Annotated in this window: 18 protein-coding genes; 5 read left to right on the top strand and 13 right to left on the bottom strand. The window is 52.8% G+C overall.

From position 1 onward, the window contains the following. Positions 1-315: 315 nt before the first annotated feature. The 7 genes from OCY70_RS10505 to OCY70_RS10475 all read right to left on the bottom strand — a co-directional run bounded on the left by OCY70_RS10505 (position 316) and on the right by OCY70_RS10475 (position 7,724). Complete coding sequence (locus OCY70_RS10505) at positions 316-759, bottom strand: DUF420 domain-containing protein (protein WP_373871467.1); 444 nt, start codon at positions 757-759, stop codon at positions 316-318. Positions 760-835: 76 nt separating this feature from the next. Beyond that, the gene (gene ctaG / locus OCY70_RS10500; protein WP_213428823.1) at positions 836-1,741 is read right to left on the bottom strand and encodes a cytochrome c oxidase assembly factor CtaG; all 906 of its coding nucleotides are present in this window, start codon (positions 1,739-1,741) and stop codon (positions 836-838) included. 110 nt (positions 1,742-1,851) lie between these two features. Beyond that, positions 1,852-2,172, bottom strand: a complete 321-nt coding sequence (locus tag OCY70_RS10495) for a cytochrome C oxidase subunit IV family protein (RefSeq protein ID WP_119790334.1) — start codon at positions 2,170-2,172, stop codon at positions 1,852-1,854. 3 nt (positions 2,173-2,175) lie between these two features. After that, on the bottom strand, positions 2,176-2,796 hold the full coding sequence (locus OCY70_RS10490; protein WP_213428825.1) for a cytochrome (ubi)quinol oxidase subunit III: 621 nt from the start codon (positions 2,794-2,796) through the stop codon (positions 2,176-2,178). Then, complete coding sequence (gene ctaD / locus OCY70_RS10485) at positions 2,793-4,643, bottom strand: cytochrome c oxidase subunit I (protein ID WP_213428836.1); 1,851 nt, start codon at positions 4,641-4,643, stop codon at positions 2,793-2,795. The genes OCY70_RS10490 and ctaD overlap by 4 nt, the downstream gene beginning before the upstream one ends. Positions 4,644-4,705: 62 nt before the next feature. Next, the gene (coxB, locus tag OCY70_RS10480) at positions 4,706-5,779 is read right to left on the bottom strand and encodes a cytochrome c oxidase subunit II (RefSeq protein WP_213428827.1); all 1,074 of its coding nucleotides are present in this window, start codon (positions 5,777-5,779) and stop codon (positions 4,706-4,708) included. 700 nt (positions 5,780-6,479) lie between these two features. After that, a complete protein-coding gene (locus OCY70_RS10475; protein ID WP_261944499.1) occupies positions 6,480-7,724 on the bottom strand; it encodes an IS110 family transposase in 1,245 nt (414 codons plus the stop codon). 407 nt (positions 7,725-8,131) lie between these two features. Here OCY70_RS10475 and OCY70_RS10470 point away from each other — a divergent pair, with 407 nt between their 5' ends. After that, a complete protein-coding gene (locus OCY70_RS10470) occupies positions 8,132-8,887 on the top strand; it encodes a hypothetical protein (protein WP_213431167.1) in 756 nt (251 codons plus the stop codon). A gap of 159 nt (positions 8,888-9,046) precedes the next feature. Here OCY70_RS10470 and OCY70_RS10465 read toward each other — a convergent pair whose 3' ends face one another. Next, positions 9,047-9,235 carry a hypothetical protein gene (locus OCY70_RS10465; protein WP_006284293.1) on the bottom strand — a complete coding sequence of 63 codons (189 nt, stop codon included), beginning with the start codon at positions 9,233-9,235 and terminating at the stop codon, positions 9,047-9,049. Between the two features lie 320 nt (positions 9,236-9,555). On the opposite strand from OCY70_RS10465, the gene OCY70_RS10460 reads away from it, so the two are divergent. Both OCY70_RS10460 and OCY70_RS10455 read left to right on the top strand, forming a co-directional pair. Continuing rightward, the gene (locus tag OCY70_RS10460; protein ID WP_213431168.1) at positions 9,556-10,734 is read left to right on the top strand and encodes an MFS transporter; all 1,179 of its coding nucleotides are present in this window, start codon (positions 9,556-9,558) and stop codon (positions 10,732-10,734) included. Between the two features lie 137 nt (positions 10,735-10,871). Beyond that, positions 10,872-11,159: a transposase gene (locus OCY70_RS10455; RefSeq protein ID WP_213431169.1), complete on the top strand. Its 288-nt coding sequence runs from the start codon at positions 10,872-10,874 to the stop codon at positions 11,157-11,159. Positions 11,160-11,195: 36 nt separating this feature from the next. On the opposite strand, the gene OCY70_RS10450 is transcribed toward OCY70_RS10455, so the two are convergent. Further along, a complete protein-coding gene (locus tag OCY70_RS10450) occupies positions 11,196-11,984 on the bottom strand; it encodes a sporulation protein (RefSeq protein ID WP_213431170.1) in 789 nt (262 codons plus the stop codon). 217 nt (positions 11,985-12,201) lie between these two features. Here OCY70_RS10450 and OCY70_RS10445 point away from each other — a divergent pair, with 217 nt between their 5' ends. Then, complete coding sequence (locus tag OCY70_RS10445; RefSeq protein ID WP_249725638.1) at positions 12,202-13,107, top strand: diacylglycerol/lipid kinase family protein; 906 nt, start codon at positions 12,202-12,204, stop codon at positions 13,105-13,107. Positions 13,108-13,193: 86 nt separating this feature from the next. After that, positions 13,194-13,703, top strand: coding sequence for a large conductance mechanosensitive channel protein MscL (mscL, locus tag OCY70_RS10440; protein ID WP_213431171.1), 510 nt, complete (start codon positions 13,194-13,196; stop codon positions 13,701-13,703). Between the two features lie 115 nt (positions 13,704-13,818). Here the strand turns inward: mscL and OCY70_RS10435 are convergent, their stop codons facing one another. From OCY70_RS10435 to OCY70_RS10420, 4 genes are all read right to left on the bottom strand, one after another. After that, positions 13,819-14,130 (bottom strand): dipeptidyl aminopeptidase, encoded by a 312-nt coding sequence (locus OCY70_RS10435; protein WP_213431172.1) that lies wholly within the window; start codon positions 14,128-14,130, stop codon positions 13,819-13,821. A gap of 208 nt (positions 14,131-14,338) precedes the next feature. Beyond that, a complete protein-coding gene (locus OCY70_RS10430) occupies positions 14,339-15,112 on the bottom strand; it encodes a TrmB family transcriptional regulator (RefSeq protein ID WP_213431173.1) in 774 nt (257 codons plus the stop codon). Between the two features lie 498 nt (positions 15,113-15,610). After that, complete coding sequence (locus tag OCY70_RS10425) at positions 15,611-16,801, bottom strand: IS4 family transposase (RefSeq protein ID WP_261944587.1); 1,191 nt, start codon at positions 16,799-16,801, stop codon at positions 15,611-15,613. A 371-nt stretch (positions 16,802-17,172) separates the two neighbouring features. After that, positions 17,173-17,931: a zinc ribbon domain-containing protein gene (locus OCY70_RS10420; protein ID WP_213431045.1), complete on the bottom strand. Its 759-nt coding sequence runs from the start codon at positions 17,929-17,931 to the stop codon at positions 17,173-17,175. Positions 17,932-17,968 lie beyond the last annotated feature (37 nt).

Here is a 17,968-nt window from a genome sequence, read left to right as displayed (position 1 = left end):
CCCTCACTTCTCGAATCCATCGATGGAGACTCAGCATCTCTCGTGTCCTGCATCTTGAAGGCGCAGGCTCCATGATCACTGTGCTCACTGTATATATCTTTATACACAGTATACTCACTTCGTCATTTTAATGTCAATACTCGTTTCCGTCGGTATGCGTTTTTAGGTTGACATCCATAAAAAAAGCATTCCGGGGCAAGGAATCTTCCTTCGTCCGGGATGCTTGATCGTGACTGAAGAGAGCACGATAAAAACGCCCCTATGCCAGGCTCCCTCAACGGAAGCAAGCATAAGGGCCTTGACTTGAGTGCGTATCTAGCCGAAGATGGCTTCGATGACCGGCTTCGTGTGGCCGCCAGGGTACAGTAAATAAAGAAGCACATATACGGTCACGCCGGTGATGGCTGTAATGAACCAGATGATCGAGGTGATTTTTCCGATTTTGCGATGCAGCTTAAATTTGGAGCGGAATCCGCTAATCAATGTCGTAATGCCGAATACGGCCGCCACGGTAGCGAGTACAATATGGAACAGCAGGAAGATGAGATAGATCGTCTTCAATCCTTCAGGGCCGCCCCAGGAGGTATTGCCGACAAATATGGTCCGTGACACGTAAATGATAAAGAACAGAAGGGCGGCTGCGGCTGCCGCGATCATCGTCTTCTTGTGCGCCTCGCGCTTGCCCTTGATGATAAGCGCCCAGCCGATCGCGACCAGAACCGCGCTAATGACGATAAATGTCGTGCTTACCGCAGGCATAATATTATACAAATCCACGAATGGTATGCCTCCTCTACCTCAACTCAGACTTGCCTTTCATTATAAACCAATTCTATCAATGGAGCTGCCCTTCTGGAAGAGTGTCCACAATATCGTCATCCTCTTTGCTTTCTCTCCGGTACCAATGAATGAAGACATAATAGAGAATGCAGCCGAACATAATCTCTTGCACCAGCTTCATCACGATGCCCCCGAGCTGCTGATCCTCCTCCGGCGAGAACCAGTTGAAGAATTCAGGGCCGTCAAAAGCGGCCAGCAGCTTGCTCGGATCGCCGGTTAGACAGTAGCCCATCGCTTGAATCCACGTTTCCTTGTCCACATAAGTCGCGTACAACGGCTCGCCTGCAAAAATAATGAGCGCGCACGCCGGCGTAATCAGGACGCCGTTCAAGAAGATATAACCCATCTTCTTGACATCCGCCAGCATAACCCACTCCGGGACCGGCACGACAATCGGCCACCACATGATCATGGATGCGATGAACAGAACAATATAATAGACGACATGAACCGTGTAATGCGTCATCACATAATCATGAATCGCAGGCACATGGTAGAACGAGAATAAAGCATTGAACAGCAGGGCCATGAGGATCGGATGCATGAACCCTTTCAGCCGCCGGAGCGGCTTGCGATCGAGCAAATATTTCCACAGCCAGGCCGGGATGCCTAATAGAATCAATGGCGGGACAATAATGTACGTGATAGCCATCATCAGCATATGGAACGTCAGCATCATATGGCTCATGATGTTCAGCGGCCCCCATTGGGCCAGATATAACAGCAGCACGCCGATGATGAACATGAACTTCTTGGATACAGGCACGGGATCAACCTGGGCGAACACTCGTCTATACGGACCCGTGATTCCCAAATAGAGAATGATAACAAGCACCGAAGAGACAAGAAACAACGGACTCCATACATCATACGGGCTAAAGTATTTCGTTAATTCAAACAATCTCGTTCATCTCCTTCTCTTGCGGATGCCATCATTTCGCCACATTTTGCTCTATTACGGAAAAAGAGGCGACGGCTGTGCGTCCCCTCTTTCTAAATATCCGATTCGGCTTACCACCAGACCCAATATACGGCCATTATAATCGCCAGGAATGCGACGAAAGCTCCGCCTATCATAAAGACAATGGGCAGCATATGGCCTTTGTCCTTCATATGCATCCAGTAGGCCATTTGAATGATGACCTGGAGAACAGCCATGACAAGAAGCAGAATATAGGTGAATGTTTTGTTCACGATACCGGCGGAAGCTACCATTACAAAGGCGATAAGCGTCAGTACGATGGAGAAGATAAAAGCAATGATATGCTTTTGCTTTCCTTCATGCTTATGACGGCGATTCGACGAGTTGGATGCCACGTTTTGAGCTGCCATCGCTTACCCCACCTTTCCCATCAAGTAGACAACCGTAAAGATGAATACCCATACGACATCGATGAAGTGCCAGTAAATCGCCGACACGTACACTTTAGGCGCCGTAACCAGGTTGAGCCCTTTCTTGAAGAGCTGGCCAATCAGGATGGTAATCCAGACGACGCCGAAGGCAACGTGCGCGCCGTGGAACCCGACTAGCGTATAGAACGATGTGCTGAAGGCGCTTGTCGTGAACGTATGGCCTTCATGGACGTACTCGACGAACTCGTAAATCTCCAATCCGAGGAAGCAGAAGCCGAGAACAACAGTAACGATGAGCCACGTAATCAAAGACTTGATGTCTTTGCGGTGCAACGCTTGAACCGCGAACACGCTCGTCAAGGAACTCACCAGGAGGATGGCCGTTGCCGCCGCAATCATCGGAAGCTGGAACAGCTCGCTGGCCGCCGGTCCGTCGCCTATCTGATCGCGGAGCGCCAGGAACGTCGCGAACAGCGTGCCGAACAACACCGCTTCGCCGCCAAGGAAAAGCCAGAAGCCAATCACTTTATTGCGGCCGTCTAACGTCGCTTTTTCCGGTTCGTGAGGCCATTGGCCGTCAGCGTGGTGTGCAGGTGCGCTCATGCTTTTACCCCCTTTTGCTCCAACTCTTCCGGTTCAATATGATAGCCGTGATCGTCTTTGACCGAACGAATGACCATGCAGGCGAACGTAATCACCAATCCAAGAATCGCAATGAGATGGTTGTTGAACAGGAAATTCAATGCCCCATTTTTGAAATCGTCCTTGGCGAACATGAATCCGAAGCCGGCGATGAACAGGCCGACGGACATCATGAACGGCAGGATGGAAGGTGAAGGCATATGGATCGCTCCAACCGGTTCGGCCGGCGTCATCTCCGTACGGCCTTCCATCTTTTCTTTCCACCAAGCGTCATATCCGCGCACAAGCGGAGTCTGCTTGAAGTTATACTCCGGCGGCGGAGAAGGAATCGTCCACTCCAGCGTACGTCCGTCTTCCCAAGGATCGTTGCCCACGACCTGCTTCTGGCGAGCGGCGAGAATAACGTTGGCCAGGAAAAGCAATACCCCAACCCCCATCATCAGCGCCCCGATCGTACTGATAAGGTTCATCGCATCGAAGCCCTGGTTCGGCAAATACGTAAAGATGCGGCGCTGCATCCCGATCAAACCGAGGAAGTGCTGAACAAAGAACGTCAGTTGGAAGCCAATCCAGAACATCCAGAACGTGGCCTTGCCTATTTTCTCGTTCAGCATCCGTCCGAACATCTTCGGCCACCAGTAATGGAAGCCCGCGAAGAGGCCAAGAATCAATCCGCCTACAATCGTATAGTGGAAGTGGGCTACGACGAAGTAGGTGTCGTGGAACTGAAAGTCTGCCGGCGCCGCGGCCAGCATGACCCCGGTTACGCCCCCCATAACGAACGTAGGGATAAAGCCAACTGCAAATAGATTGGCGGTGGTAAATTTAATCGAACCGCCCCATAACGTAAATACCCAGTTAAATATTTTGATCCCCGTCGGAACGGCAATCAGCATCGTCGCGACCGAGAAGAGCGCGTTCGCAACCGGTCCCAGGCCAACCGTGAACATATGGTGCGCCCAGACCATGAAGCCCAGGAATCCGATAAGCACGGTCGCGAAAACCATCGAGCTGTACCCGAACAGACGCTTGCGCGAGAATGTGCTGACGACATCCGAGATAATACCGAACGCCGGAAGAATCAGAATATATACTTCAGGGTGACCGAACAGCCAGAAAATATGCTGCCATAGAACGACGTTCCCGCCATTCGGCGTATAGAAAAAGTTCCCTCCGAAGAGACGGTCGAACATGAGCAATACGAGACCTACCGTAACGGCAGGGAAAGCGAACAAAATGAGCGCGGACGTAATGAACGCCGTCCAGGTGAACATCGGCATCCGCATGAATGACATGCCCGGCGCGCGCATGTTAATAATTGTAGCCAGGAAGTTAATCCCGCCGATCAGCGTTCCGAGACCGGAAATCTGCAGCCCGAGAACATAGAAGTCGACCCCGTGGTGAGGGCTGTAATCGGTGCTGGACAATGGGACGTAGGAAGTCCAGCCTGCATCAGGCACTCCGCCCAGCAGCCAGCTTAGATTCAGAAGCACTCCTCCGAAGAAGAATGTCCAGAAGCCGAGCGCGTTCAGGAACGGGAACGCGACGTCGCGCGCCCCGATTTGCAGCGGAACAATCGCATTCATTAGAGCGAATATCAGTGGCATGGCGCCAAGGAAGATCATGGTCGTTCCATGCATCGTAATCAATTCGTTGAATGTCTGCGCATCCACGAATTCGAAATTCGGTTTGATCAACTGTATACGTATCAAGATGGCCTCAATACCGCCGATACCGAAGAAGAAGCCTCCGGCAATAAGGTAAAGAATACCTATCTTCTTATGGTCGACCGTCGTCAGCCAATCCATTAAGCCGCGATGACGCTTCACCGTGTGAGCCAAGGTCGTTACCTCCCCTAGAAGATGCTTTTCTATTGCTTATTGATTTCTTTCAGAGAATCAAGTTTGTATTCCGCCAGATATTTCACAATGCTGTCCAGCTCTTTCTCTGACAATACGCCCTCGAATTTAGGCATCGTATTCCCTGGTTTCACCTTCTGCGGATTCAGAATCCACTGGCGCAAATGATCTTCCACCACTTGCTGCTCAATCGGCTCGTCAATCGTATCCCGGTTGAGCATGATGCCGGCGACAGCTTCGCGGCTTCCCGTCCCCTTCAAATTCGGGCCGAGGGAAGGCGCATTATCGATAGCGTGGCAAGTGAGGCAATTCTGCTTGAAGCTCTCGGCGACTTGCGCGTCGCCTTCGAACGGCTTCGGCTCCGCCTTCATCTCATTAACCCAAGCGTTGAACGTCTCCTCGCTTACCGATTTGACCTTGAATTCCATCAAGGCGTGGGACTGTCCGCACAACTCGGCGCACTTGCCCCGGTATACCCCAACCTCGTTCGCGCTGAAGTACATTTTATTCACGTTGCCTGACGGGTTGGTATCCATCTTCCCTGCGAGAGCAGGTACCCAGAACGAGTGAAGGACGTCGGCCGTCCGCAACTCAACCGCCACGTTTTTCCCTGTAGGGATGACTAGATCTTGTGCTGTATGTACGCCCAGTTCAGGGTATTCAAATTCCCACCAGAATTGGTGCGCGGTTACCTTGACCTTGATAGCGTCCGGATCCTTGCTGTAATCTTCAGCGAAGGCGAAGACGTACTTCACGGTCGGCACTGCCAGAATAATCAAGAGGAGAATCGGAATAACCGTCCAAATAACCTCCATCTTGTGATTGCCTTCTACTTGCTTCGGAATCGATTGGTCACCCGGCCGTCTGCGGAAGCGGATGACGGCATAAATGGAAAGCGCGAATACGGCAACGACTACGAGCGTCATAATCGAAATCGCAATCTTCATCAGACCGAACTGACCCTCTGCTATCGGACCCTGTGGATTGAGAGCGGACAAATCCGCGCGGCCACAAGCGCTGAGCAGCAAGACGAGCCCGGCTAACAGAGGAAGGAGTCGCTTCACTGCATGCCACCGTTTCATCATTGATCAACCCCACTTTGTACGTTTTCGCTGATTACCGCATCTCATGCCCCTTCACTTGCCTTCCTGTCCGAAAGCATCAGCATACATTCATGCGAACGTATACATTATGCTCCACGCGCGGAATTCCAATCCTCTCGGCACGCTTCAAATCGCTACGGAAGAAAGGCTTCGACCGTGTCAGGCAGCGGCATGTTGCATGCGCTTACGCATGCACATAGCTATCCAACCGGTCCCCATGGAGTCACCGGCTCTAGCACGGATGTCGTAATCCTGTCAATAAATACAATCACTTACCTAAATATAATTACCAATATTTTATTTGTCAATGTTTCGGGAGGAGTTCACAAAGTGTTCAGAAAGTCATTTTGGCCCGTTATATCAACAAATGCAAACGCTTACAAATTGAAAACACCCTCATCGAAATGTGTCGAAAGCAAGAAGATGTTGTCAAATTTCCGATTCTCAAACATTGACGGCGGTGCTCCCTGCATACTTATACCCGTTTTTCAGAAAAATAACGTAAATCATGAAGTCCAGCGGTATGATGTCAAGTCCCTGATTGATGAGAATTGGAAAATTTCCTTGGCGTGCAGCAGGATCAATCCCAAAAAAGGCATCACCAAACTAGACCCAGTCGAAAATTAAGTAAAATACCATAATTTAACTGGGAATTAGAGAAGAAAATTCATGAGCCAAGGCATTATTGCTCTGTCGGCTTCACCTTCCTTCTGGGCGTATAGAGTTGGTCGTTGCGTAGCAGCACATCGACCAGACGCACAAGTTTTCTTGCCGTTAAGACGAGGGCACGTTTGTGTTGATGCTTAGGGACTTCATTGAATTTCTTCCGGTAGTACTCCCCGAATTCCGGGTCGCGGTTTTTTACCGAGTTGGCAGCTTCAACAAGGTAGTAGCGAAGGAATCGGTTGCCGGAACGAATGCGCTTTGTATCTTCCGCCTCGAAGGAGCCGGATTGGTGCTTGCGCCACGTCAGACCCGCATACTTGGCCAAGGCGGCTTGATCCGTGAAGCGGTCGATGTCGCCGATCTCGGCCAGGATGCCTGCGGCATAGACCCGATCAATGCCCGGAATGGAACGGAGGCACTGGCTGCTGGAAATGCCGTCTAAAATGCGCTCAATCGCCTTGTCGAGCTCTTTAAGCTGACTCTGGATGCTCCGGATCGACTGAATTGAGGTGCCCAGCACCAAATCAATGGAATCCTCGACAACCTTCGAGAGACGGTACGAGGCCCGAGCCGCCTTTTGAATACAGCGGGCGACGTGTTCGGGATCGGGGAAACGATTTCTCCCCTTGTCCTTGAGATAGTCAGCCAAACGGGCGACATCCATATTCGCCATCTCATCCAGACTATACTTTTCCGAGAGCATTTCCATGATGGCATGGCCGAACACGGAACTGTCCACCTCCGCGCGAAAAGCATTGCACTTGTAGAACAGATTTTGCAAAAAGTATTGCTTCTCGCGGGTAAGGTTGTGTACGAGATGGAATCGCATGCGAGTGAGCCGCTGCAAGGCGATGTACTGTTCCTGCATCACGATAGTCGTCGTGAGTCTGCCAAAACGCAGGCGGTCTGCAATGATCCAGGCATCGATGCGATCGGTTTTGTCCAGGTCGGCATAAGCGTCTTTGAATTTGTTAATCAGCTTCGGATTAATGGTGAACACCTTGGCATTCAATTGTTGAAGGGCCTCATCCTCATGCAAGTACATGGCTGGATGCCAACTGTAGACGGATGTGGCTTCAAGCCCGATATGAACCTCAGAGCAGGCTGTCTTGACCGCAGCAGAAATGATGCGATCCCGCAAGTAAGAAGCGCCGTGCAGATTGTTGGTGGTCTTGAAGGTCTCCAGGGTGTCGCCATCCGATTTCATCAAACAGGCTTCCAGTTCTTCGGAACTGACGTCAATACCGACAAAAAGCTTCAAGAGAATTCCTCCTTTCTATAAGGGATTCAGGGAACGGACTCTCCGGACTGTCTCCGGCGCACTCGCCGATCAATCACCCTCGCATATGAGAACACGCTTCGGTTCACGAGCTGCCCCGACGCTGCTACAGTCGGGCATGAGTTGCCGAAGGGAACAGCCAGCGGGTAAGAAGTGCAAGCGAGTACCGGAGAAACAGACTTAAAAAGTAGATTGGACTACAGGAGGGAGACGAATTTCCCCGAATGGAACCCTAAGTTCCATTGTCCAGAGACATTCCGGAAAGTCCAGTCCCCATATTAATTTTCAATGTGCAAGCTGGAAATTTTGAAGGCATTCTATGTTTCTATAAAGGACTGGAAAAAGACTCAAAACTGCCTTCAGGAAATACTATACGAGGAGGGATGCTTGTGTCGTCAATAAATGGTCAGAAACACAATCGGAATGTTCACTCAATTGTCACTTATACCGCCTGTGTGCTAAGCATTGCCGTCGGCTTGACTGGCTGCATCGGCTATCGCTCCGAGAAAACAAGATCCTATGACGGAAATACAACCGCAAACTACGCGAACCGGAAGACGGTGCAGCCCCTGGAAAAAAGGCCGTCGACTCCGACCGATTCCGATATTGCTACCCCCGATTACACCGCCAAAGGCAACAGCCTGGAGCGGAAACAGTTCGACCGCCCGGAATTGCATCGTCCCAACACATTGTATGTCGACCGTCCGCTGAGCGCGCTTGTCAGCAACATGGAGGGCGTCGCAGCCGGGTATGTGCTGAGATGGAACGACACCGCCTATGTCGCTCTGACGTTCGAAGGGACAGCCAACGGAGTGAAGGGCCGCGGCGGCAACGATACCCGCGAGCAGTACGGCATGGGACGGAACGAGACAAGCAGGAAGTTCGACAAGAAGAATCCCCAGGCGGTAACGAAGCACAGCCCGATGCGGACGCTGGAGCGGATGGACGATCTGTCCGATGAATTCCTGCATACGGTGAATACGGCCATTCGGCGCCATGACCCGAGTATCGCCAAAGTCTACACGAGCGCTAATAAGGATCTGTTCAATTCGGTATCGATTCACGCGTTGAGAGCCTATCCGGGGGAGTCCCTGGAATCGGTGCAGGATATCATCCGGGAAGATCTGCGCCGCTATATTCGGTGAGGCCCGCGCCACGCCGCAGGACGCAAAAAAAGCGCTCCGACCTGTTCGGAGCGCTTCATTATCTCTATATCTAAGAACTGACGCCTTATCCTGATTGCCGCACGTCCTGCACGCGGCCGATACATCCATCTGCCTGCGTCTCTGCCGTGACTGCGTGAATTACGACACGCTGGTGTCGATCTTGCCAAGCTCAAGCTCTACAAGATGAGTTAGTTCGTCTTCATAGCCTCCCATAATCCGGTACTTCCGGATATACTCCCTCACAAACTTCCGCGGATTCTTTGGACGGAAAATGCGAGTCATCTCCAACAAACTTTCTTTCACTTCGTTGTGACCTTTCGTTGCCATGAAAATTCCCTCCCAAAAGCGTTGTAGAACATGCTCCGCAATGGAGTACAGCCTGGACGTATCGCTTCTCTTTCTGGAAATTCGCAACCGTTTCTCTATTATAACATATTCGAAAGCAGAGCAAAAACACACCGCTCATGTACGCCATCCAACGAATCGGGCACCCTGGAAATGAAGCGCTATTCCGCATTTTGTGCAATGGCCCCGGCTCCTTCGGGGCCCGGGCTCTGAAGCCGGGATCACGCCGCCCTGTCCCGCTTGCTGGCAAGCGGTTGGCGAACACGCTATAATGGGATAATTAGGAAAGGAGCGTTACTTGCTTGAAGGGATTACGGGGACTTGGATTAGGCAGAGACATCGCGTTGCTGGCTATTATTTTATTTTTTGTGGAGTTCGTTCGGGGGGCGGCCCTGATTTCGTTTATTCCTATTTACGGAAAAAATACTTTGCATATCAATCTGGCCATTATCGGAACCGCCATTACGGCTCATTATTTAACGGATACGATTTTGAAAATGGGGATTGGATATTTGCTTGACCGCTTCTCCCCCCGGCTCATCATCAATGCCGGGCTATTGATTTCATTCACGGGCATCGGCCTGTTCTATTACGGCTCAAGCGACTGGCTGTTCATCGCGGCAGCCGCCCTGTATGGCGTCGGCATCTCCCCGGTATGGATCGTATGCCTCACCAAGGTGAAGGAAGAGAACCGGGCCGCGCAGATGGGATTTCTCTATATGATCTGGCTTGTCGGGATGGGGGCAGGCCCGGTCGTGCTCAACCTGATCGTGGACAAGCACCCGCAGACCGCCTATCTGCTGCTGTTCGCCTTATCGGGTATCGCGTGGGCGCTCAGCTTCTTCATCAGGGGAGGCAGACAGCAATTGCCCGGGGCAACTCCCGTTCCGTTCAAGCAGCAGTGGGACGCCCTGCTGGTGAAGGTGAAGGCGATGAAGCCGCTTCTCCCGGGCATGATTCTCCAGACCCTGGGCGCGAGCATGCTCGTCCCGATACTGCCGACCTTCGCCGCGGAGGCGCTCTCCTTCTCGAGCCAGCAGTACTCGGTGCTGCTCGTCCTTGGCGGCGGCTTCACTGTGCTCGGGCTTGTCCCGATGGGCAAATGGTCGGACCGCGTCGGCCGCAAGCCGTTCCTGATTATCGGCTTCGGCATCTTCGGCCTGGCGCTCGCCTCGCTGTCCCTCTATCCGTCCGTCATCTTCGCTTACGGATTGGCCGTGCTGCTCGGCATATCCTACTCCGCGGTGCTGCCGGCCTGGAACGCGCTGCTGGCGCTGTATGTCCCGCCGGGGAATAAAGGTCTGGGCTGGAGTCTGCTCTCCACCGTGGAAGGGATCGGGGTGCTGCTCGGCCCCGTTATCGGAGGCGTCATCGCGAGCGCATCGTCCGCCGGCACGGTCATCTGGATCAGCGCCGGCCTGTTCGCCGCGATTTCCATTATTTATTTGCTGTTCCCTTCCCGCTGGTTCGCGGAAAGGTAACGCCCGCGCCGCAGGCAGCGGGGCAAGAATCCGGACCCGGATACAATTCGTTGAGCGGGGGCATCTATAATAGAGAGCCTGCGCGACGGCACCGCCCTCGCAGCAGACGGATGCTGAAGAAAAGGAGCTGCGCACCGATGACAAAAGAACAGGAGCATAATCAATATAAGATGCATCCCATGTCCCGCGATCGGGTCGAGGTGGACGGCATATACGCAAATGAATGGGGACGGGAAGAAGTGCTTCACCGCGGCCAGCACTTTCCCTCGGATCCGCAATTGGGCGCGTCCGAGTGGGAGCTGAAGGAGTTCATGTTCGACAATCACCATGAAGGCCGGACCGATCCCCGGCTCGTGCCCAAAGCGGAAGAAGAACCGCCGAAGCAGACGCATCCGCGCAAGCATATCGATCGGGGCGATAAATAACATTGAGGGTACCGGGGCCTGCGGGCCCCTCCTTTTTCAGGTTACATATCTATATTGCGTTCGAATCCATTCGGCCAGTTCCTCCGCCAGCTCCTCCGCTCCCAGCAGCCGCCATTCCATATCCGACAGATTGTAATGCTTTATTCTATGATCGGTATCGAGCGGAGCGGAGAGCGGCTTCAGCCTCATTTCTTCCCATGCCGGCTCCGTATACACATACAGCTCCATCCCTTCCGCCCCTCGCCAAAATACAAGCCGCAAACCGGAGATCAATTCTTGGAAGGAAGAAGCGGCGACAAATTCAAACGGCTGCATGAACGAAGAGAAACCGTTTCCATCCCACGGGAGGCAGTGAACGCTTCGCAGCCGGAAGCCCAGTCTATTCACCGCATCGATGACGATGCTCTGCTCCACGCTCGGAATCACGTCAATCCGATCCTCATCCGAAGGCTCCCTCGCTTCCCCGTTCTCCATCACCGTCTGCAGCCAGACGGACGTCTCTCCGATAGTCAAAGGCAAATGGGCCGGAAGCCGGATACAAAAAGGAAGCTCCTTCGTCTCCAGCGGGTCCACGCTCACATAGGAACAGACGGGATAACGCCTCAGCGTGCAGGCCCTCGACATGCCTTGCGGAAGGTGCGGTTCCGCATAATCGGTCTGCAAAATCAAGTGAATCCCTTCGATTCTTCGGGACAAGGGGCCGCCGCGAAGCTTCACGATGCCGCGCATCTGCTCGCCCGGCGCATAGCGCCCCCGCTCCAGCAAGGTATCAACCTGGCTTCCTCCGTACATCGCGCTTGCCAAGAAACGATTGAACATGGACATGCGGCAGCAGCCTCCCTGGAATCCTTTTTGACGATAACAGTCCATCATTACGATAGCCCATTCGATCCATTCGACGAATCCCTTATTTTTCCTGCCCGTTGCCGGGAACTTCCTTGCAAAAAGTTCACGCAAATCATCGCTGTTTTGCTATGATAAGAGAATCATAGTTGACCCTAGTCCAGCATCGTGTTGGACTCGAATGGACATAGGAGAGAGCATGATGCTGTTTGTGGTGAACCGAAATGCGGGGAACGGAAGAGGTATATGGATCTGGCGCAGCGTAGAGAACTGTCTGCGGCGATTCGACATCCCTCACGACTCCAGTATTACACGGACGGCAGAAGAAGCGGAGGAGGCGGTCCGGCAATATGTAGAGCGCAATCCCAGCGCTCTCGACGTCGTGATCGGAGGAGACGGCACCATTCACCGCCTGCTGCCGCTGCTGGTCGGCACGGAAGCAACCTTGGGCATTATCCCCGCAGGTTCGGGCAACGATACGGCGCGCGGCTTCTCCCTCCCGACGGATCCGTTGGAGGCCCTGCATACGATTCTCCATGGACAGCGGTCCATCGTCGATCTGATTTATGCGAACGGCCAATGGACGCTGACCGCGCTCGCCACCGGATTCGATGCCGACGTGGCGCAATACGTGAATGCGAGCCGTTATAAAAGGTGGTTCAACCGTCTTGGCATCGGCTCGCTTGCGTATGTATACGGCATGCTCCGCACCTTATTCCGATTCCGGCCGGCAGACGCCGACATTGTCGTGGATGGCGCTGACCGCTCCTTCAAGGACGTCTGGCTCGCCGCCATTACCAACGCCCCCTATTACGGGGGCGGCATCCCGATCTGTCCGGATGCGGAAGCCGGGGACGGTCTATTGGACGTCTGCGTCGTGCACGGCTGCAGCCGCTGGGAACTGCTGCGGCTCTTCCCGACCGTCTATTCGGGACGCCATCGGACGCTTCCGTATGTTACCATGCTGCGCGGCCGGCAGATAGGCATCCGCTCCGCGGTCCGCCGCTGGACATACGGGGACGGAGAGCGCGTCTCCGCGACCCCTCTGCACGCCGCTGCCGCTCCGGGCAAGCTGCAGTTGATGATTCCGCAGCGCTCACGCTGAGCTGCGCGCTGCGCCTGCTGCCATGATGCCGGCCTTATGGCATCATCCGGACAGGCAGTTTATATAGGAAAGGAGAATAATATCGGATGGCCAAATCAAAAGTAGGCTCTTTTTTTGAAGAGTTCAAGCAATTCGCCGTTCGGGGCAACGTTATCGATCTCGCCGTCGGGGTGATCATCGGAGGCGCGTTCAACAAAATCGTCACCTCCATCGTCAACGATCTCATCATGCCGCCGATCGGCAAGCTGTTGGGCGGCATGAACTTCAAGGATCTGTTCATTCCGCTCGATCCGGATCTGGTCGTGAATGGACAACCCGTCTCTTCCCTGTCGCTTGCCCAAGCGCAAGAAGCCGGGGTTGCCGTCATTGCCTACGGCCAATTCATCAATGTCATCATCGATTTCCTGATTGTCGCTTTCTGCGTCTTCTCAATCGTGAAAGGCACCAATATCCTGCACCGCCGGAAGAAGGCAGAGGAAGCGCCGGCGGAGCCGACAACGAAGGAATGCCCGTACTGCCTCTCGGAGATTCCGAAGGAAGCCGTACGCTGCGCACATTGCACGTCCATGCTGGACGAGTCCGGCGCACGCGCGTAAGCGGCCGGAAGGAAGCAGGGCCTTCTTCTCTCCATGCGTATCACCGCATGTCCGGGAAGAAGGCCTTGCTTCTATTCATTCGAACGCATTGCCGGACAAGTCCGCTCCCGCTCCGTTACATCGGCCGGTTCGGCTTGTTCATCAATTGTTCGGCAATGGCGCGCAGCTGCATGTCCGGGGTGTAGGATTCCTCCCCGATATCCAGCTTCTTGACGCGAATCTCTTCAATATCGCCATCGCTCGTATTCGGCGTGAAAATCAGACTGTCTTTATCCGTGCAGCGCACGTTATATCCCATCATCCGGAACATCTCCTCGAGTTCCGGCGGCGTCGGCTTCTTCCCTTCCTCCGTCATGATCAGCCCGCGCAGCTTCGCAATGTCTCCCGCTCCGCGATGTACCGCTTCAAAATGAACAATGCACTCCATCTGACTTCCTCCTCTATGCTGTCGCCCGGCTTGGTTCCATCCAGATGGTAGACTGCCCGTCGCGCCACGCCCGATGCACCGCGCATCACGCTCCCTTGAAAGCTTGGCCTGGCAGAGCGACGCATCACATTTCTTTCTATCTTGATCCATACGCAATGAGCTGATTCACGTTTCAGGAATTTGTTTCATTTTTCACAAAGTTCGAAAATTAGTCAAAATATTTAGCCATAATCTCCTCTATCCGTTCGCTGAAGCGCCGCTGGCCGTTCAGGTCCATCTCCCGCTCCAGTTCATACAGCACCGCCTCTTGCAGGAAATGGCTCAGAACGAGGCGCGTCACGGCCGGGTGCTCCGTCAGCAGCGCTTTGGTGGCATGGCCGCTGCCCCGCGCCCCAATCAGCGTCTCCCGCCGATCGACGACAAAAGCGAAATGCCGCGGCTCGCTCTCCACCTTCCCCGACATCGGCCAAATCCGTTCGGTCGTCCGGCCTTCGTGGCCGGCGATCGACCACAGCACCTTCACTCCCCGCGCTTCCGCCAGGAGCAGCTCCTCCCGGAGCTCGGCCGCTTCATCAGGCCATACATCGACGATAATCTCCCGCTCCGCATCATGCAGCGTGCGCTTGATCGTATCCGATACCGCCCGCTCCCCTTCGATACTGTAGAAGGAGCTGCCGTCCGCCTCCGCCGCAGGCATATTCTTCTCCACATAGCGCAGCGAGGTCTCCAGGCGGGTCGCCAGCAGCTTCGTCAGTTCTTCCGCGGGCAGGGCCGCATAATGTGACGGATCTCCCTTGCGGTGAAGGATGACGCCCTGATCGACGAGGCGCTGCAGCGCGGCATAGACGTTGGAACGGGATACCCCCAGCTTTTTGGCGATTTCATATCCGGTCATTGCGCCCTGCTCAGACAAACTTACAACAATCTTTGCTTCCATTTCCGTGAACCCGAGCGCTCGCAAATGCGATACGAGTCCTTCCATCAGGCCAGCCTCCCACTCTACGAATACATCTGTCAGATACCAAGGCTGTTCACCTGGCCTTCCCTGTTGTCATTGTAACTCAATCCGGAGATTTTTTCATCGAATACCGTCGCTATTTGTCGACAGTGCATAAAAAAAGGGGGTGTCCCAAAAGTAGTATTTCACTACAGTGAGACAGCCCCCCCTGCTTCTCAAAGCTCGACTCGCCGAAAACTGCAAAACGGCAGCTTTCCTTTATGACGTGTACTCCGTTACAGGGAATCCTGCAAAACGGCATCAATTTCTGACTATCCAATCGATAAAAGACAAAAATCGATGAACATCATGTAATTTTGCACTAGCGTTGCATCGAGCGGTTAGTTCATAATCTAATTTCAATTAACATCAATATATGATATATATTTACATTTGCGATGTCCGCGCTAAGTCTAAAAAAGTCGAGCTGGAAACAGACCCTACGCGTTATCCATTATATGTAAAAATCGTTTTCGTTTGTCATTACGTCACAATCAGTCTCGGTTTCATCGACTTTGTTGCCTTTTTCGGACGTCTCCCATTTCGCTTTGGTCGACCTCTAGATGTTCGAGTCGGCTTGCGGTTGAGTGCAGCGATCAAATTTTCCCATGGTTTTTCCGCATAGATGCGAATCAACTGGAGGAGGTCCCATGTCGACTTTTTACAGTCCAGTGTTAATTTAATCAGCAAACAGAGAGCATACGCGATTAAAGCAATATACATTTGGTTCCAAATCGCTTCGGCCGTATAACCGTGGGGTTTTACCAATCGAATATGCTGCTTGACCCATTTAAAAAACAACTCAATATGCCAGCGATTTCGATAAATCTCGGCAATTTGATGTGCGGATAAGTCAAATCGATTCGTTACAATTCGATAGGTACGCCCTTGGTCATCGTTAAACTCAATCAAACGCAGAACCGCTGGCAGCTCCGGCATCGTCACATCAGCATCAAGGATAAACCCATTCTGCCTTTTGGGGAGGTCTCTTTTTCTGATGATCGTTAACCGGCTCTTTTGCTTGACGCGGCAAACAAATTTAATCTTATCCTCTACCCATTTCTGAAAATGGTCGTACACCTGGTATCCTCGGTCCATCACGTAGGTCGCATCTTTATCCACTGTAAATTCCAACACGACTTCATGATCGGCTACATCTTTGGTTGAAGCGACGATCTTGTCTGGATACATCGTTTTGGAGTCCGCAACGACCAAGGAGGTGTGCATCTTCACGCCATGGCTACTTTTGGAACAATAGGACCATTTCGCGAGAATGGGAGGTAGTGTAATTCCCGATGAATCGATTAGCTTGAGTTTCCCAATACCAGGCGTAATGCCGCGTTTCCCTTTTGTAAGTTGCTTGATTCGATCAATGAGCGAGAAAAAGAGCGTCTGAAGATACTCCATAGGCAGCCGTTTCAGCTTCCGCGATAGTTGGGAAGCGCTTATGCTCTTGAGTCCAAGCAGTTCTTGAAATTCAGGATTAGCGGCTACATGCTCTGACATGACTTTGTATGAGTCTCGTTGCTGAAGCTGTGCCTCTACAAATAAGAGTGTCGAAGCGCCGACAAACAACTTTTGGGCCCGGTAATCCAATGACTCGTGTCGAGTAGAATGAACATGTAACCATTTTAGGCATTGACAAATGACGTTTTGATTCGGTACGTTATCCATAGAAATCTCCTTTGTTGAGGCGTTTTTATGGATAACGCTTTGGGTAACTCAACAATAGGAGATTTCTTTATTTTTGTCCACGAATATAGTTCAATAAGTTACAAATATAGAGACTTATGGGGTAGAAATTTTCGTAAAAAGATTGATGCAACGCTAGTGGTAATTTTGCAGGAATTTCATCAAATAGCGGCTTAAAGAGCAGAAATTGATGCATCCACGCAGAATTTCACTGCTTCATCCATCTTCCACCAGTTGCGCCGCCGTTTTTCCCGCATCCACATTCTCTGTTACCTCGTCATCTCCATCATTTTGCAGTGCCTGTGAGACACCCCCTTCAAATCGTCCCGCGGCTCTTCTCCGTTCATAGCCGTTCATATAAATGGCGTGCCGCAGCGCTCGCACCATTTCGCCTCCGGCTCTGCAGCGGAATTGCAGTTCGGGCAGCGGCGGACGGAAGGCTCCTCCGGCTTCCTCGCGACCGGCCTGCCGCCGACGGTAATGTTCATTTCCCGTCCGGACCGGCCGGACTCCAGCGGCGGGATGGAGAATTCCTCCTTCTGCCTTTTCGGGTGAGACGGGAGGCGGTCCGGATGGTACGTGTATCGTACTTCCTCCTCGCTCTCCTCGTCTTCCTCCGGCTGCGAAGGCTCCCATCGGCCGTCGTCTTCCGCCGCGGGCGCCGATTCGGAGACAGAGGACGGATGATGGGCATAGACTCTCGTCTCCTCTTCCTCCTCGCCCCATTCCTCATCCTCTTCGAACAGCGCCTCCGGCGCCTCTGGCAGCTTCCGGCCGCAGGCAGCGCAATAATTCGACGTTATCGGCGCCACTTCTCCGCATTCGCACCGCTTCTCATGGCGGAGCTCGCTCACCTTCCATTCGAGCTGCTTGATCTCTTCTTCCAGCAGCAGGTTGGCGTCTCCAAGCGCCATAATCTCATCTTCCGCTAGCGTCAAATCCTTCTTTTTATAGGCATCATATACCCGTTCGCCGATCAAATACACATTCTGCTCGATCTCTTTGCGCCGGGCCGCAATCTGTGATTGCAAACGATTGATTTCAATGACATTTTGCGCCTTCTCCGATGCTTTGCTGGCGCCTTCCCTTAACTTTTGCAAGATTCGGTTCATAAGCAATCCCTCCCTTTCCATGCCCACCGTTGAACAT

It is taken from the genome of Paenibacillus melissococcoides (assembly GCA_944800085.1).
Taxonomy (GTDB): Bacteria; Bacillota; Bacilli; order Paenibacillales; family Paenibacillaceae; genus Paenibacillus_B; species Paenibacillus_B melissococcoides.
This window is presented reverse-complemented; position numbering and strand designations above follow the sequence as displayed.

Coding starts and splice junctions, on each gene's coding strand:
- OCY70_RS10435 (WP_213431172.1), bottom strand. CDS start 14,130: ATGGAGTGCATTGTTCATTTTGAAGCGGTACATCGCGGAGCGGGAGAC.
- OCY70_RS10430 (WP_213431173.1), bottom strand. CDS start 15,112: ATGGAAGGACTCGTATCGCATTTGCGAGCGCTCGGGTTCACGGAAATG.
- OCY70_RS10495 (WP_119790334.1), bottom strand. CDS start 2,172: ATGGCAGCTCAAAACGTGGCATCCAACTCGTCGAATCGCCGTCATAAG.
- OCY70_RS10455 (WP_213431169.1), top strand. CDS start 10,872: ATGACAAAAGAACAGGAGCATAATCAATATAAGATGCATCCCATGTCC.
- OCY70_RS10450 (WP_213431170.1), bottom strand. CDS start 11,984: ATGTCCATGTTCAATCGTTTCTTGGCAAGCGCGATGTACGGAGGAAGC.
- OCY70_RS10445 (WP_249725638.1), top strand. CDS start 12,202: ATGATGCTGTTTGTGGTGAACCGAAATGCGGGGAACGGAAGAGGTATA.
- OCY70_RS10490 (WP_213428825.1), bottom strand. CDS start 2,796: ATGAGCGCACCTGCACACCACGCTGACGGCCAATGGCCTCACGAACCG.
- OCY70_RS10505 (WP_373871467.1), bottom strand. CDS start 759: ATGCCTGCGGTAAGCACGACATTTATCGTCATTAGCGCGGTTCTGGTC.
- OCY70_RS10465 (WP_006284293.1), bottom strand. CDS start 9,235: ATGGCAACGAAAGGTCACAACGAAGTGAAAGAAAGTTTGTTGGAGATG.
- coxB (WP_213428827.1), bottom strand. CDS start 5,779: ATGATGAAACGGTGGCATGCAGTGAAGCGACTCCTTCCTCTGTTAGCC.
- ctaD (WP_213428836.1), bottom strand. CDS start 4,643: ATGGATTGGCTGACGACGGTCGACCATAAGAAGATAGGTATTCTTTAC.
- mscL (WP_213431171.1), top strand. CDS start 13,194: ATGGCCAAATCAAAAGTAGGCTCTTTTTTTGAAGAGTTCAAGCAATTC.
- OCY70_RS10420 (WP_213431045.1), bottom strand. CDS start 17,931: ATGAACCGAATCTTGCAAAAGTTAAGGGAAGGCGCCAGCAAAGCATCG.
- OCY70_RS10425 (WP_261944587.1), bottom strand. CDS start 16,801: ATGGATAACGTACCGAATCAAAACGTCATTTGTCAATGCCTAAAATGG.